The 14,601-nt window shown below is 65.7% G+C and carries 14 protein-coding genes; 4 read left to right on the forward strand and 10 right to left on the reverse strand.

Translation table 11 applies throughout. The features are described from left to right. Window positions 1-70: 70 nt before the first annotated feature. Complete coding sequence (locus G467_RS0111540) at window positions 71-559, forward strand: DUF456 domain-containing protein (protein WP_022969895.1); 489 nt, start codon at window positions 71-73, stop codon at window positions 557-559. A 30-nt stretch (window positions 560-589) separates the two neighbouring features. Here the strand turns inward: G467_RS0111540 and G467_RS0111545 are convergent, their stop codons facing one another. Both G467_RS0111545 and G467_RS0111550 read right to left on the reverse strand, forming a co-directional pair. Continuing rightward, window positions 590-3,103, reverse strand: coding sequence for an ABC transporter permease (locus G467_RS0111545; RefSeq protein WP_022969896.1), 2,514 nt, complete (start codon window positions 3,101-3,103; stop codon window positions 590-592). After that, window positions 3,100-3,804, reverse strand: a complete 705-nt coding sequence (locus tag G467_RS0111550; RefSeq protein WP_162140758.1) for an ABC transporter ATP-binding protein — start codon at window positions 3,802-3,804, stop codon at window positions 3,100-3,102. The genes G467_RS0111545 and G467_RS0111550 overlap by 4 nt, the downstream gene beginning before the upstream one ends. 19 nt (window positions 3,805-3,823) lie before the next feature. Between G467_RS0111550 and G467_RS0111555 the strand changes: the two genes are divergently transcribed. Continuing rightward, the gene (locus G467_RS0111555) at window positions 3,824-4,492 is read left to right on the forward strand and encodes an arylesterase (protein ID WP_022969898.1); all 669 of its coding nucleotides are present in this window, start codon (window positions 3,824-3,826) and stop codon (window positions 4,490-4,492) included. 10 nt (window positions 4,493-4,502) lie between these two features. On the opposite strand, the gene G467_RS0111560 is transcribed toward G467_RS0111555, so the two are convergent. From G467_RS0111560 to G467_RS0111590, 7 genes are all read right to left on the reverse strand, one after another. Beyond that, window positions 4,503-4,907: a hypothetical protein gene (locus G467_RS0111560; RefSeq protein ID WP_022969899.1), complete on the reverse strand. Its 405-nt coding sequence runs from the start codon at window positions 4,905-4,907 to the stop codon at window positions 4,503-4,505. Beyond that, the gene (locus G467_RS0111565; RefSeq protein ID WP_022969900.1) at window positions 4,904-5,623 is read right to left on the reverse strand and encodes a Rossmann-fold NAD(P)-binding domain-containing protein; all 720 of its coding nucleotides are present in this window, start codon (window positions 5,621-5,623) and stop codon (window positions 4,904-4,906) included. Before G467_RS0111565 ends, G467_RS0111560 begins: the two co-directional genes overlap by 4 nt. Before the next feature lie 4 nt (window positions 5,624-5,627). Continuing rightward, window positions 5,628-6,260 (reverse strand): glutathione S-transferase family protein, encoded by a 633-nt coding sequence (locus tag G467_RS0111570; protein WP_022969901.1) that lies wholly within the window; start codon window positions 6,258-6,260, stop codon window positions 5,628-5,630. A 91-nt stretch (window positions 6,261-6,351) separates the two neighbouring features. Next, window positions 6,352-6,561: a cold-shock protein gene (locus G467_RS0111575; RefSeq protein WP_026802618.1), complete on the reverse strand. Its 210-nt coding sequence runs from the start codon at window positions 6,559-6,561 to the stop codon at window positions 6,352-6,354. Between the two features lie 217 nt (window positions 6,562-6,778). After that, on the reverse strand, window positions 6,779-6,994 hold the full coding sequence (locus G467_RS17860; RefSeq protein ID WP_081644664.1) for a hypothetical protein: 216 nt from the start codon (window positions 6,992-6,994) through the stop codon (window positions 6,779-6,781). A gap of 92 nt (window positions 6,995-7,086) precedes the next feature. Continuing rightward, window positions 7,087-8,604 carry a fumarate hydratase gene (locus tag G467_RS0111585; RefSeq protein ID WP_022969903.1) on the reverse strand — a complete coding sequence of 506 codons (1,518 nt, stop codon included), beginning with the start codon at window positions 8,602-8,604 and terminating at the stop codon, window positions 7,087-7,089. 159 nt (window positions 8,605-8,763) lie between these two features. Then, on the reverse strand, window positions 8,764-10,653 hold the full coding sequence (locus tag G467_RS0111590) for an ATP-binding cassette domain-containing protein (RefSeq protein ID WP_022969904.1): 1,890 nt from the start codon (window positions 10,651-10,653) through the stop codon (window positions 8,764-8,766). A gap of 111 nt (window positions 10,654-10,764) precedes the next feature. Between G467_RS0111590 and G467_RS0111595 the strand changes: the two genes are divergently transcribed. After that, on the forward strand, window positions 10,765-12,282 hold the full coding sequence (locus G467_RS0111595; RefSeq protein WP_162140759.1) for a tetratricopeptide repeat-containing sulfotransferase family protein: 1,518 nt from the start codon (window positions 10,765-10,767) through the stop codon (window positions 12,280-12,282). Window positions 12,283-12,341: 59 nt separating this feature from the next. Further along, on the forward strand, window positions 12,342-12,725 hold the full coding sequence (locus G467_RS0111600; RefSeq protein ID WP_022969906.1) for a hypothetical protein: 384 nt from the start codon (window positions 12,342-12,344) through the stop codon (window positions 12,723-12,725). Window positions 12,726-12,771: 46 nt separating this feature from the next. On the opposite strand, the gene G467_RS0111605 is transcribed toward G467_RS0111600, so the two are convergent. Next, complete coding sequence (locus tag G467_RS0111605) at window positions 12,772-14,577, reverse strand: sensor domain-containing diguanylate cyclase (RefSeq protein WP_022969907.1); 1,806 nt, start codon at window positions 14,575-14,577, stop codon at window positions 12,772-12,774. Window positions 14,578-14,601: the final 24 nt, after the last annotated feature.

Raw genomic sequence — 14,601 nt, forward strand, 5'->3', positions numbered from 1 at the left:
GCGCACTTGCAAGAAACGGTACGACACCCAATGCTGCTTGCGAATTCAACAGCGAGATCGCGCGAACACGATGGACAACCAACTGGTGCTCTACCTCCTCTCAGCGCTGCTGATCGTCGTCGGTCTCGCGGGCACCGTGCTGCCGGCCCTGCCCGGCCTGCCGCTGATGTTCGTGGGCATGCTGCTCGCCGCGTGGGCCGGTGATTTCCGCCAGATCGGCGCCGGCGCCCTGGTCCTGCTGGCGGTGATCATGCTGCTGGCGCTCGCGGCGGACATCCTGACTTCGCTCTACGGCGCCAAGCGCGCAGGCGCGTCCAAACATGCGATGTGGGGCGCGGCCATCGGCACGCTCGCGGGCTTTTTCTTCGGGCTGCCCGGCTTGGTGCTGGGTCCGTTCGTCGGCGCCATCGCCGGCGAAAAAACCCAAGGCAGCGACTGGCGCAAAGCCTCGCGCATCGGTCTGGCGACCTGGATGGGCCTCGCGGTCGGCACCGTCATCAAGATCGGACTGGCCGTGTTGATGCTCGCGGTTTTCGCGATCGCCTGGTTCTGGAACTGAGGTCGCGGCGTCGGTGGACGCCGCGACGATTCAGAGTTCCCGCAAGGTCACCGACGGCGGCGCACTCAACACGCGTCGCGTCGCCAGCATGCCGGCGATGATCGCCGCGCTCGTACCGATCAAGGTTCCGGTGAGAACCAGCGGCCAGTCGGCTGCCCAGGGCAGATTGAATACCTGCTTGGCGATCACACCGGCGAGAACCGTCGCCGCTGTCGCCGCGGTCAGGCCGGCCAGCAGGCCGATCACGGCGAATTCCGAGGCCTGCGCAAGCAACAACTGCCGGCGACTGCCGCCGAGCACGCGCATGACCGCGCCCTCGAGCAGACGTTCGTCCTGCGAGGCGCTCACCGAGGCGAACAACACCAGCAAGCCCGCCGCCAGCGAGAAATAAAACACCGATTCCACCACCATCGTCACCTGACGCACGGTACTGCGCACCTGGTCGAGCACGGCATCGATGTCGATCACCGTCAGGTTCGGAAACGCATTGACCAGGTCACCGGTGAACCCGGCCTGCGCGTCATCCACATGCACCGCGCCGATATAGCTGGCCGGATAGTCGTCCAGCGACCCGGGCGAACCGATGACGAAGAAATTTGGCTGGAAGGATTCCCAATCGACCTTGCGGAAGCTGGTCAGCGTCGCCTGGTAGGACTGGCCGGCGATGTCGAACGTGATGCGGTCGCCGATCTTCCAGCCCAGGGTTTTCGCATAGCCCTCTTCGACCGACAACTGCGGGGCGCCGCGATAGTCCGCGGGCCAGAAGCGTCCGGCCGTGACTTCATTGTCGGGGCGCAGCTTGGCACTGAAGCTGAGGTTGAATTCGCGCTCCGCGCGGCGCTGCGCCTGGCCGTCGTCGTCGACGCCCTCGAAATCCTTGCCGCTGATCGCGCGGCCATTCACCTGCACCAGACGACCGCGGATCATTGGATACAGCGTCGGTGTCTTGATACCCGCACTCGCCAACTGCCGGGTCACGCCCTCGACCTGTTCGGGCTGCACATTGATCAGGAAACGATTCGGCGCATCAGCCGGCAAGGATTGCTGCCAGCGCGACAGCAGATCCGTGCGCACGAACGTCAGCAACAGCAGCACCATGAGGCCCAGGCCCAGCGACGAGATCTGCGCGACGCTGGCACCGGTGCGGCGGCTGACATTGGCCAACCCATAGCGCCAGGGACCGGTCATGCGCGAACGCAGACGCTTCACGACAGCAATCAGCGCGAACGCCAACGCCGAGAGCACGGCGAGCGTGCCGACGATGCCCACGAGCATCGCCGTACCCAGCGTCGGCGAACCAGCTTTCCACCACAGCAACAAACCCAGACCGGCCAGACCAACGGCACCGGCGATCCACGCGCTGGGTTCGGCGATGTCCAGATCGCGGCGCAGCACGCGCAGTGCCGGCACACGACGCAGGGCCAACACCGGCGGCACCCCGAAGGCGAGCAGCACCGTCAGGCCAACACCGAAACCTTCCAAAGCCGGTCGCCAGCCCGCCGCCGGAATGGCCACGCCCAACGCACCCGCCAACCACTGTCCGATCACCGCCTGCAATCCGAGCGCGAACAAAACGCCTCCTGCGCTGCCGATCAAGCCCAGCATCAGCAATTCGCCAATGTGGATGCCGACGAGCGTGCCCTGGCTCGCGCCCAGGCAGCGCATCACCGCGCTGCCCTGCAGATGGCGCGCACTGTGACGACGCGCCGCCATCGCGACAGCCACCGCCGCGAGCACCACCGACACCAATGCCGCCAAGCCGAGGAAACGCCCCGCCCGATCGAGCGCACTGCGGATTTCCGGGCGCGCGTCGGCCGCGGTTTCCAGACGCTGTCCGCGATCCAGCGCCGGTTTGGCCTGGGCGAGGAATCGCTCCACGGCGGACGCGTCGCCCGCGATCACCAGGCGATAGGTGATGCGGCTGCCTTCCTGCTCCAGTCCGGTCGCCGGCAAGTCGGCGAGATTGAGAAACACCTTCGGGCCGGTCGCGAAATAGTCCAGGGCCGCATCGGGCTCCTGCACGACGAATGCAGCCAGGCGCAGGGCGGAATTGCCGACATGTACCTCGTCGCCGATGTTCGCCGACAAGGCCTGCGCGCCCGTACGGGACATCCACACCGTACCGGGTCGCGGCACGGCGCTCGCGACGGTTTCCGCCGCGCCCGCGTCGACCTGCACGCGGAAGCTGCCACGCAACGGATAACCCTCGCCGAGCGCGCGCACGTCGCCGAGCTTCAGGGCTTCACCGACCCGCACCATGCTCGGAAAGGCGCGCGTTTCGGTGTGTTTCAGACCGGGCGCTTCGGCAAGCGCCCGCCATTTCGGAGCGAGTGGCTCGTCGGCGCGCAGCACGGCATCGCCACCGAGCAAACGATTGGCTTCAAGCGACAACGCGCGCTCGGCGCGATCGGTGAGAAAGCCCACCGCCGTCACCGCCATCACCGCCAGCATCAGCGCGGCGAGCAGGATGCGGATCTCGCCGGCCGCGAGATCGCGGCGCAGCTGACGCCAGGCCAGTCCGGGAATCTTCAGAGCGGCCCTCATGCGACCAGACGCCCCGCGACCAGGCGCAGGATGCGTCCGCAACGCGCGGCCAACCGTTCGTCATGCGTGACCAGGACCAGGGTCGTGCCGTGGTGGGCATTGAGTTCGAACAGCAGATCGACGATCGCGGTGCCGGTGGCGGTATCGAGATTGCCCGTCGGCTCGTCGGCGAACAGCAGGGCCGGCTGGGCCACGAAGGCGCGCGCCAGGGCGACGCGCTGTTGTTCGCCGCCGGAGAGCTGTCGCGGGTAGTGCTCCAGACGCTCGCCGAGGCCGACGCGCTCGAGAATGGCGCGCGCGGGAGTCTCGGCGTCGCGATCGCCTCGCAGTTCCAGCGGCAGCATCACGTTTTCGAGCGCGGTCAGCGCCGGCAGCAACTGGAAACTCTGGAACACGAAACCGACCTTCTCGCCGCGAATCTTCGCGCGGCCATCCTCGTCGAGCGTCGACAACACCTGGCCATCCAGACTCACCGCGCCCGCAGTCGGCACATCGAGGCCGGCCAGCAGGGACAGCAAGGTGCTCTTGCCTGAACCGGACGCACCGACGATGGCGACGGCTTCACCTGCGCCGATGGTAAAACTGACATCGTCGAGAATGGTCAGCTCGTGGTCGGGCAGGCTCACGCGCTTGCCGAGGGTTTCCGCCACCAGCGAGCCGGTGCTTGAATGCGTGGATTGCGCCGCCATGGAAAGGGTCATGAGCTCAGGAGTCATCGGGATGAAGTCAGTACATGGATTGTGGCAGGCCCGGGTTCAACGGGGCGTCGTCATGCCAATGGTCATGGGTCTGCTGATGCTGGCGGCGATCATGACCCCGGCCTATGCCACCGCCCCGGCGCCGCGGACGGTGCTCGTGCTCGGGGATTCCCTGTCCGCCGGCTACGGCCTGAGCGCGACCCAGGGCTGGGTGCCGCTGACCGCCGCGCGCATGAAGACCACGCACCCGGACTGGCGCGTGGTCAACGCGAGCATCAGCGGCGAAACCACGGCCGGCGGTGCCTCGCGCATCGCCGCCGAACTCAAGCGCGTGAAGCCGGCGGTGGTCGTCATCGAATTGGGTGCGAACGACGGCCTGCGCGGCCTGTCGTTGCAGCAGACGCGCACGAATCTCGATGCAATGATCCGCGCCGCGCTGCAATCGAAGGCAAAGGTCCTGCTGGTCGGCATGCGCCTGCCGCCGAATTTCGGTCCCGACTACACGCGCGAATTCGAAGCCAACTATTCGGCGCTGTCCAAGCAGTACAAGACGGCCCTACTGCCCTTCCTGCTCGCACCCGTCGCGAGCGACCGTCGCAACTTCCAGGCCGACAATATGCATCCCGTCGCGGCCGCGCAGCCGAAGCTGCGGGATCATGTTTGGACGGCGTTGGCGCCGTTGCTGAAATGACGCGCAGTAGCTAGCGCTTCTCTCGCGGCCGACAACGCATCGGAACGTCTTTGCTGGACCCGCCAAAGCAACTCCACACCACGGCGCCGTTCTGCAGCTCTGGTATCAGAACCAAGATCTGCCCGGCGGAGCCGCCGTGGGCGATGATCACGCCGTCATTGCGAATTTCAAAGTGAGCTGGCGCATTTTTTCCGAAGTCCGGAGCAGCGACCCCTTGACCAGAAGAGTTCGTGGTTTGACGACTGATGATGTTTCCTTCAATGGTTTTCTGCGTCTTCTGCAAATCGCCCATCCACCCAGACGATTGTGCCGCTGCCCGATAGTCGGAATACTGCGACGCAGCGATTCCCAACGCAAAAAAGACGAATATCCCACTGGCCAACCCTATGATCAGCGCTTTCATGTCCTTGCTCATGACCCCGACTCTGCCGCACTCAACGCCAGAATCGCATCGTGCTCATGGACGAATTGCCCCGGCTCGCTGCGTTCGCTGAGAGCGACGATGGCGCGGGCGACATCCAGGGCCTCGATCGCGCGGTAGCGTCGTAGTTTCTTGCCGATCATCAGGGCATTGGTCAGCGGCGCGATCGCCTGCATCACGGCCTCGCCCGGGCGGCGTTCGCTGCGTGCGCCGAGCAGCAGCCCGGGCTGCAGGATGTCGAGACGCTCGAAACCAAGCTCGCCGACCACGTCCTCGACTTCACCTTTCACGCGCAGGTAGAAATTCGCCGATTGCCGGCTCGCCCCGACCGACGACACGAGAATCGCGCGGCGTGCGCCCAGGTCGTAGCTGAGCTTGGCCAAGCGCAACACGAGTTCGCGGTCGACCGCGATGAAGGCTTCGCGCGAGCCGGCCGTCTTGATCGTCGTGCCCAGGCAGCTGATGTAGACATCGAGGGCGGCGCCACCGAGACGATCGCTGACCTGCGCATACAACTCGCCATCGGCTCCCGGCGACGTGAGCGCATCGATGACCGGGACCACGCGCGGATCGGACACGGCCAAGCTGCGCCGCACCGGCGCCAGCACGCGTCCGGGCCAGGCGCTGTCGGCCAGGCGTTCGCGCAGCACCGCTCCGCCGACGAGACCGGTGGCGCCGGCCAACAGGAGTTGCGTGGTCATCAGGCTCATGCGGTCAGGTCCAGTCGCTCAGGCCTTCGCGAGCATACAGTTCCTTGAAAGCGGGTCGGGATTTCATCGTCGCCGCGTGTGCGCCCAGGGCCGGCCAGGTATGCGCGGGCTTGGGCATGTTGCGCGACCAGCGCATGAGCATCGTCATCATGAAATCGGCGGCGGAGATCTTCGCGCCGAGCAGGTAGGGGCCGTTCGCCGCCAGATGCGCGTCGACCTGGCTCCAGGCCCATTCGATGCGCTGGCGGGCTTCTTCCTTGGCGGCATCAACGTTTTCCGCGCCGGCCGGTTCGGTCGGATAGAACCAGGCGCGATAGGCCGGCTGCAGGGTGTTGGCCATGAAGAACATCCACTGGTAGTACCTGGCGCGCGCCAGCGTGCCGGGCGCGGGCGCGAGTCCGGCGCCGGGATGCGCATCGGCCAGATGCAGGACGATCGCCGCCGCCTCGGTGATCGGCTGCCCGTCGATGACCAGGGTCGGCACGACACCGGCCGGGTTGAGCTGGAGGTATTCGGCGCTCTTGTGCTCGCGCTTGTCGAAATCCAACCGGCGCAATTCGTGCGGCAGGCCCAGTTCGATCAGCAACCAGTGCACGACCAGACTGGCAGTGCTCGGGGAGAAATAGAGAGTGGTCATCGGGCCTCCTGGAAGAGCGCACAGCATAAGGCGCCGGCCAAGAAAAAGCCCCGGGCGTTGCCGCCCGGGGCCGGTGTCGCGGCAGAGCCGATCACATCGGCTGGACTTCGTCCGCCTGCATGCCCTTTTGGCCCTTGACCAGCACGAAGCTGACCTTCTGGCCTTCCTTGAGCGATTTGAAGCCGTTGCCCTGGATGGAGCGGAAGTGCACGAACACGTCCTCCCCGTTGTCGCGGCTGATGAAACCGAAACCCTTGGCATCGTTGAACCATTTCACGGTACCGACCTGACGATCCGACATGGCGCTTTTCCTTGGAACGATCAATGGGAACGCTCCACGGCGAGGGCCGTGGGCGCGACTGAGGTTGCCAGGGAAGCGAGGTGCTAGATGGAGCGGATCGTTTGGATCAACCGCATCTGGCCACGATTCACCGTGACCATCGCAAACACAGTCGGCCAAAACATAACCGCTTTTTTGGCGGGATGCGACACCCCGCCTGCGATACCAGGGCCGACGATCAGTGTCGGCGCTTACCGCCGGTCTTGGTCTGCTTGCGTTTGGACGGGCGGCGTTTGCCTTCGGTGCGGACCAGCGCGGCCTTGACCCGCGGACCGGGCTTGGCGGTGGCCGGCTTGGCCTCGGCTGCATCGCCGATGATGTTCTTGACCGGACAGACCGAAAACACCGGGCATTTCCGGCAACCGACGGCGACGGCGATAGGACAAATGACCATGGCAGGCTCCGTACGGATGGATGTGACTACCCTACTCTATTCCTTCGCGGGCACCCTCTCCCGCAAGCGGGAGAGGGAGACCACGGTCGACGCTATTCCACGACGACCGGAATGCCGGCGATACGCGCCTGCCATTCCTTCGGGCCGGTCTGGTGCACCGACGTGCCCTGGCTGTCGACCGCCACCGTCACCGGCATGTCCTGCACGGTGAATTCGTAGATCGCTTCCATGCCGAGGTCTTCGAACGCGACGACCTTGGAGGCCTTGATCGCCTTCGACACCAGGTACGCCGCGCCGCCGACGGCCATGAGATAAACCGACTTGTTGTCGCGGATCGCATCGATCGCGGTCGGGCCGCGTTCGGCCTTGCCAACCATGCCAAGCAGACCGGTGGTCTCGATGACCTGGCGCGTGAACTTGTCCATGCGCGTGGCCGTCGTCGGACCCGCCGGGCCGACCACCTCGTCGCGCACCGGATCGACCGGGCCGACGTAATAGATGAAACGGCCGCGGAAGTCGACCGGCAGCTTCTCGCCCTTGTTGAGCATGTCGACGATGCGCTTGTGCGCGGCATCGCGACCGGTCAGCAGCTTGCCGTTGAGCAGGATGACTTCGCCCGGCTTCCAGCTGGCGACGTCTTCCGGCGTCACCGTGTCGAGATCGACGCGACGGCCCTTGCTCGCGTCGTAGGTCAGCTGTGGCCAATCCGCCAGCGAGGGCGGATCGAGCATGACCGGGCCGCTGCCATCGAGCGTGAAGTGCGCATGACGCGTCGCGGCGCAATTGGGAATCATCGCGACCGGCAGGTTTGCCGCGTGCGTCGGATAGTCCTTGACCTTGATGTCGAGCACCGTGGTCAGGCCGCCGAGGCCCTGCGCGCCGATGCCGAGCGCATTGACTTTATCGTACAGCTCCAAGCGCAATTCTTCCGCGCGATTGCTGGCACCACGCGCCTGCAGGTCGGTGATGTCGATCGGCTCCATGAGCGCTTCTTTCGCCAGCAGCATCGCTTTCTCGGCGGTACCGCCGATGCCGATGCCGAGCATGCCCGGCGGACACCAACCGGCGCCCATCGTCGGCACGGTCTTGAGCACCCAGTCGACGATCGAGTCGGAAGGATTGAGCATCGCAAACTTGGACTTCGCTTCCGAACCGCCGCCTTTTGCGGCGACGATCACGTCGACGGTATCCCCCGGCACGATCTTGACGTTGACGACCGCCGGCGTGTTGTCTTTGGTATTGCTGCGTTTTCCGGCCGGATCGGCCAGCACACTGGCGCGTAATTTGTTATCGGGGTGGTTGTACGCGCGGCGCACGCCTTCGTTGGCCATGTCCTCCACGCCCATCGTCGCGTCGTCCCAGCGCACGTTCATGCCGACCTCGAGGAACACCGTGACGATGCCGGTGTCCTGGCAGATCGGGCGATGGCCCTCGGCGCACAGGCGCGAATTGATCAGGATCTGCGCGATCGCATCCTTGGCGGCGGGCGAGGCCTCGCGCTCGTAGGCGGCCGCGAGATTCTTGATGTAGTCGACCGGGTGGTAGTACGAGATGTACTGCAACGCGTCGGCGACGGACTGGATGAAGTCTTCTTGCTTGATGCTGGCCATGGCGGATCCGGAGCTAGGCGTAAGGAAATATTTTATCGCAACCGCAGCCTTCTCCCCGCAGACGGGGAGAAGGCGCCCGAAGGGCGGATGAGGGGCGTTCGGACTGGCGCAGCAACTGATTTCCCCTCACCCCGGCCCTCTCCCCCTGGGAGAGGGAGTTCACTCCAACTCGTTCCAGCGCGCATACGCGGTTTCGAGTTCGGCCTGCAGAGCGGCGAAGGCCTGGTTTTTAGCGGTCACCGCCGCACTGCCCTGTTTGTAGAACTCGGCCGAATGCAGTTCCGCCGTCATTTCCGCGACGCGCGCTTCGAGCGATTCGATCAGCACCGGCAGCTGTTCCAGCTCGCGCTGTTCCTTGAAGCCCAATTTGCGCTTGGCCGGCGCCGGTGCCGTCGCAGCGACGGGAGCGGCCGTGGTTTTCGCCACTTCCGGCGTCAGCCGCGGCGCATTGTTGCCGGGCTTGGGCTGGTTCGGACGCTGACGCTGCCAGTCGCTGTAGCCACCGACGTAGTCGCCGACCCGGCCATTGCCTTCCATGACCAGCGAACTGGTGACGACATTGTCGAGAAAGGCGCGATCGTGCGAGACCAGGATCAGGGTACCCGGATAGTCGATCAGCAGCTCTTCGAGCAGTTCCAGCGTTTCGACGTCCAGATCGTTGGTTGGTTCGTCCATGACCAGCAGGTTCGAGGGCTTGGCGAACAGTTTCGCGAGCAGCAGGCGGTTGCGTTCGCCACCCGACAATCGCGTGATCGGCGCCAGCGCGCGGTCGGGGCTGAACAGGAAATCCTGCAGGTAGGCCATCACGTGTTTGCGCCCGCCGTTGATCTCGATGAACTCGCGACCCTCGGACACGTTGTCCAGGGCATTCCAGTCCTCGCGCAGCGCACTGCGCAACTGGTCGAAGAACGCGATCTCCAGATTGGTGCCGATGCGCACTTCGCCACGCTGCGGCTTGAGATCGCCCAGCAGCAGTTTGAGCAGGGTCGTCTTGCCCGAGCCGTTCGGTCCGATCAGGCCGATCTTGTCGCCGCGTTGGATGACCGTGCTGAAATCGCGCACGAGCACGCGCTCACCGAACGCGAAATCCACGTCCTTGGCCTCGAACACCTTCTTGCCCGAGTTGGCCGCACCCGCCGCAGCAAGACGGACATTGCCCGACTGGTCGCGCCGCTCGGCGCGCTCGCGGCGCATCGCCTTTAGCGCGGTCACGCGGCCTTCGTTGCGCGTGCGCCGCGCCTTGATGCCCTGCCGGATCCAGACTTCTTCCTGCGCGAGCTTCTTGTCGAACAGCAGGTTCGCCTGCGCCTCCGCATGCAAGCGCTCTTCGCGCCGGCGCAGATAGTTTTCGTAGTCGCCAGGCCAGCTGGTGACCTGGCCGCGGTCGACCTCGATGATGCGGGTGGCGAGATTGCGCAGGAATTCGCGATCGTGGGTCACGAACACGACGCTGCCGGAATAGTTCTTCAGGAATTCTTCCAGCCAGGCGATCGATTCGATGTCCAGATGGTTGGTCGGCTCGTCGAGCAGCAACAGATCGGGTGCCGCGACCAGGGCCTGCGCGAGCAGGACACGGCGCTTCATGCCGCCGGACAGGGCCGAAAATTCCGCGTCCTCGGGCAAGTCGAGCTTGCTGATGACCTGCTCGACGCGCTGTTCGATCTGCCAGCCGTTGCCGGCTTCGATCTTGGCCTGGACGTCGCCGAGCGCGTCCATGTCGATCTCGGCGCCGTCGTGCAGGAGGTGGTGGTAGTGCGCCAGGTGCTGGCCGAGTTCGCCCAGGCCCATGGCCACGACGTCGAACACCGTGCCGGTGAGGGTCTTGGGGACTTCCTGTGCCAGCCCGGCGATGCGGCTGCCGAAGGTGCGGATCTCGCCGTCGTCGGGACGGGCGTCGCCGGACATCAGGCGCATGAGTGTGGACTTGCCGGCACCGTTGCGGCCGACGATGCAGACGCGCTCGTTGGGGTCGATGGTGAGGGTGACCTGCTCGAGCAGGCGCGGGCCGCCGACGCTGAAGTCGACGTTCTGGAACGAAAGGATTGCCATGCCGCCATTTTACAGGGCGGCGGCGCCCAAACGGCGGCGATCGCCGAATTTGCGAAGCCGGGCCTGATTTGCCCGACGGCGAACGGCTAGACTTGCAGGATGGAAAATCGCTTGCAAAGGCTGTGGCAGCGCGGCATCTGGCACGCCCGCAACGAGAATCTCGAGGCGGCGCAGGCCTGCTTCGAGAGCATCCTGGCGCGCGACCCCAAACACGGGCCCGCGCGCTTCCGCCTGTCGATGATCGCCGCCCGCCGCGGCCGCTTCGAAGAAGCCGTGGCGATGGCCGAACAGATCCTCGTCGACGACCCCAACCGTCCCGAAGTGCTCGCCCACCTCGCCCGCTGCCATCTGCTGGCCGGCGATCTCGATCTGAGCCGGCAGACGGCGGAACGCGCGCTGGCGACGCCGGCGCAGGATGCCGTGGTCATCGACTCGCTCGCCGTGGTGTTCACGCAGCTGGGCGATCTACCGCGGGCGCTGAACCTGTTCGATCAGGCCATCGCCCGCCAGCCCGACCAGGCCTCGCTGCACTACAACCGTGCGATTGCCTTCCGCGGCGACGGCCAGCCGGAAGAGGCGGAACGCGATCTCGAGGTCTGCCTGACCCTCAATCCCCTGCACAGCAAGGCGCACTGGGCGCTCGCGGGCCTGCATCGGGTCACGCCCGAACACAACCACCTGGATCGTCTGCGCCGGCTGGAACAGGCCACGGCCGCCGCCAACGGCACGGACGAGTTGGTCTCGCTGGCCTTGTTCAAGGAACTCGACGACCTCGGCAAGAATGACGAGGCCTGGGCGGCGTTAACACCGATCCTGCAGCGCCGCCGCGCCGCCGCCGGCCAGGGACAGCATGGCACCGACACCGATGCCCTGTTCGGCGCCTTGATCCGGCATTGCGATGCGGCCTTTCTCGCCCCGGCGGCGCTGGCCTCACAGGGACAGACCCCGATTTTCGTCATCGGCATGCCGCGCGCGGGCATCGCCCTGCTGGGTCGCCAGCTGGGCCGGCATTCGCAGGTCCGCGCCAGCGGCACGCGTGTGGGCTTCGCGCGGCAGCTGCGACGTCAGCTGGCGATCAGCGGCATGCGGCCTTTCGATGCCGCCATGGTCGAAGCGAGCCTCGGCACCGACTTCGCCGCCCTGGGCGAGCGTTGCCGAGACATCCTCGCCAAGGAAAGCCAGGGCAAGGCTTTCGTCTGCGAAAGCCAGCCGATGGATTTCCTCATGGCTGCGCTCATTGCCCGCGCCCTGCCGGAGGCGCGCTTCCTGCATGTCGTGCGCGATCCGCTCGACACCTGTCTGTCGATCCTCACGCAGCCAGGCAACGAAGTCCTGCTGCCGCAACAGGATGCCGAGGCCATCGCCAGTTTCCACGTCGGCTACCAGGCCTGGATGCAGCATCTGCACCCGCTGATTTCCGGGCGCATTCTCGACGTGCACTACGAAAGTCTGGTGGAAAAACCGGAGATGGTCCTGCGCGTGGTCTGCGCCTTCCTCGGCCTGCGCTACGAGTCGTCCCTGCGCGAAGGCCCGGCCCTGCACAAACGCCGCATCGGGCGATCGCGCGCGTATGCCGGTCCGCTCGCGGCTGCGAAAAAACGCCTGCAATCGGCCCTCGCTGGCCCCTGAACCCGCTGCCGGCGGGCGCGCGATACGGTACATTCCGTTCACCGCCCCCGAGGTGATCCATGCGCCACCACCCTGTCGATACGCTCGAATCCCTGCTCCGTCGCGGCAAATCCCTGCAACAGTTCATCGGCGGGGTCAGCTCGTCGGGCGAGACCGGCGTGCGCTGGATCGAGTTGCGTCCGGTGTTCAACGGCATCCAGTTGTGGGTGTTCGAAGCCGAGGACGTGGGCACGGCCGATCACACGGACATCTATTCGTTTCCGGCCCTGTTCGGAAAGCCGGCGTCCTTTGCCGCCGCCACCTTGGCGACGGAGGCGGAAGCGATCCGCTACGCAAAAACCCAGTTCGCCGCCTCGCCCAACTACTGGGTCGACCCCGGCATGGCGCAGCCGGACTACATCGACTTCATGAAGGCCGGCCGACCTATTCCCTGGGGACGCTGATCCAGAGGACGCGGATTCAGAGGACGCGGATTCAGAGGACGCGGACTCAGGCGACGCAGACCTGGTCCCGCCCCAGGCGTTTGGCTTCGTACAGGGCGCGATCGGCGCGCCGCACCAGATGCAGCGGCGATTCCTCGCCCGGTCGTTCTTCGCAGGTCACACCGAGGCTGATGGTCACCCGCAAGGTCGTGTCTTCGGTGACGACCGGCTTGTCGCCGATTTCCCGACGCAAGCGTTCGGCCAGCGCCATCGCCTGCTCGCGGTCGGCGCCGGGCATCACGATCGCGAATTCCTCGCCGCCGTAACGGGCGACAAATTCCTCGCCGCTGCGCGCCAGCCCCGCCAGCCGCCGCGCGACCTCGCGCAGGCAATCATCGCCCGTCGCGTGACCATGGTCATCGTTGATCGCCTTGAAGTGGTCGATATCGATCATCAGCAAGGCGATCGGCTGGCCGCGCCGCACACAATCGGCGAACCGCAACGGCAAGGACTGATCGAGATAGCGCCGATTGAACACCCCGGTGAGGCCGTCGCGTAGACTGGTTTCCGCGAGCCGCTGGTTGGCCAGGCTCAGACGCTCCGCAGTTTCCGACAGCGCCTGGGTGCGTTCCTGCACGCGCTGTTCGAGGTTTTCGCGCGCCTCGCGTTCGACGCGGATACGTTCGTTGCGCAGCAAGGTGATGCGATACGCCAGCGAAAACGACAGCAGCAGCATTTCCGCCGCCGACCCGAACTGCAGGCCGTATTCGGTCACCAGCGTGCGCGGCAACAATCCGAAAGAGGACAAGGGCAGAGCGACGCCGCCGGTGATCAGCAGGCCCCAGGCAAGCAGGAAGTAGTAAGCGGGACGAAATCCGCGCATCGCGCTCAGCACTGCACCCACAGTCACCAGCAGACTGAAGACGACCATCGCGGCATTGAGCGCCATCGTCATCGGCAGCAGCAGGCCCGGCCACAGGGCGAGCAAGCCCATGAGCCCGGCCAGCGGAATGCTCAGGCGCGCAAGACGCGCCACGCGCGGCGCCGTGCGATCTAGATCGAGAAAGCTGCGCGCGAACGCGACCGAGCTGCCCAGCACCGCCGCGATCGACAAGGGCAGCGCCGCGTTCTGCCAGCCGGGCGAGCGCGGCCACAGGAACTCGAAGCCGTAGCCGCCGAAACTCAGCATCAACATGCCGAAGGACGCGACATAGACGACGTAGTAGAAATAGCTGGCCTCGCGGATCGATACCATCACCGCGAAGTTGTAGAGCAGCAGGGCCAGCAGGATGCCGAAATACAGGCCTTGCCCGGCTTGTTCCTGGTGCGTGAGCCGCAGCAGGCTCGCCTCGGTATGTAGCCAAATCGGCAGCTGTACCGAACTCGTTGATTGCACGCGCAGGAACACGCGCAGCTCGCGCCCGGCCGGGCGGTCGATGCTGGCGTTCAAATACCGATGCGGCAAGGCGCGGGCGGCGAAGACATCGGCATCGCCCAGGGACAGCGTCTGTCGTTCGACGTCGCCGGCGAACACGTGCACGTCGACGCGATCGAGCCGGGACTGCTCGATGACCAGCAGGGATTTGCATTCGCTGTCGCTGGCCGGCAGGTCGAAACTCACCCACAACGCGCCGGACACGAAACCGAAACTCGGCGTGGCCGCACCGAGCGGACGGAATTTTCCGGCACGGGCGAAATCGCGCGCCTGTGCAAGGGTGATCGTGGGATCGTCGCCGGGCAGCAGGGACAAACTGGAGGTCAGCGATTGACCGCGCGCCGGCACCGGGCACTCCTGCGCACGCAGCGGCGACGCGAGCAGCCCGAGCAGCAACACCCAGGCCACCCGCCAAGCGAATGAAACGGACTGCGCCATGCGTCCCCGGTCCCCTGCAACCCT

The sequence above is a fragment of the Arenimonas oryziterrae DSM 21050 = YC6267 genome (assembly GCF_000420545.1).
GTDB classification, from domain to species: domain Bacteria; phylum Pseudomonadota; class Gammaproteobacteria; order Xanthomonadales; family Xanthomonadaceae; genus Arenimonas; species Arenimonas oryziterrae.

Bases quoted from the DNA above. Each gene is read 5' to 3' on its own strand.
- G467_RS0111540 (WP_022969895.1), top strand. From the start codon at position 71: ATGGACAACCAACTGGTGCTCTACCTCCTCTCAGCGCTGCTGATCGTC.
- G467_RS0111545 (WP_022969896.1), bottom strand. From the start codon at position 3,103: ATGAGGGCCGCTCTGAAGATTCCCGGACTGGCCTGGCGTCAGCTGCGC.
- G467_RS0111550 (WP_162140758.1), bottom strand. From the start codon at position 3,804: ATGACCCTTTCCATGGCGGCGCAATCCACGCATTCAAGCACCGGCTCG.
- G467_RS0111555 (WP_022969898.1), top strand. From the start codon at position 3,824: ATGAAGTCAGTACATGGATTGTGGCAGGCCCGGGTTCAACGGGGCGTC.
- G467_RS0111560 (WP_022969899.1), bottom strand. From the start codon at position 4,907: ATGAGCAAGGACATGAAAGCGCTGATCATAGGGTTGGCCAGTGGGATA.
- G467_RS0111565 (WP_022969900.1), bottom strand. From the start codon at position 5,623: ATGAGCCTGATGACCACGCAACTCCTGTTGGCCGGCGCCACCGGTCTC.
- G467_RS0111570 (WP_022969901.1), bottom strand. From the start codon at position 6,260: ATGACCACTCTCTATTTCTCCCCGAGCACTGCCAGTCTGGTCGTGCAC.
- G467_RS0111575 (WP_026802618.1), bottom strand. From the start codon at position 6,561: ATGTCGGATCGTCAGGTCGGTACCGTGAAATGGTTCAACGATGCCAAG.
- G467_RS17860 (WP_081644664.1), bottom strand. From the start codon at position 6,994: ATGGTCATTTGTCCTATCGCCGTCGCCGTCGGTTGCCGGAAATGCCCG.
- G467_RS0111585 (WP_022969903.1), bottom strand. From the start codon at position 8,604: ATGGCCAGCATCAAGCAAGAAGACTTCATCCAGTCCGTCGCCGACGCG.
- G467_RS0111590 (WP_022969904.1), bottom strand. From the start codon at position 10,653: ATGGCAATCCTTTCGTTCCAGAACGTCGACTTCAGCGTCGGCGGCCCG.
- G467_RS0111600 (WP_022969906.1), top strand. From the start codon at position 12,342: ATGCGCCACCACCCTGTCGATACGCTCGAATCCCTGCTCCGTCGCGGC.
- G467_RS0111605 (WP_022969907.1), bottom strand. From the start codon at position 14,577: ATGGCGCAGTCCGTTTCATTCGCTTGGCGGGTGGCCTGGGTGTTGCTG.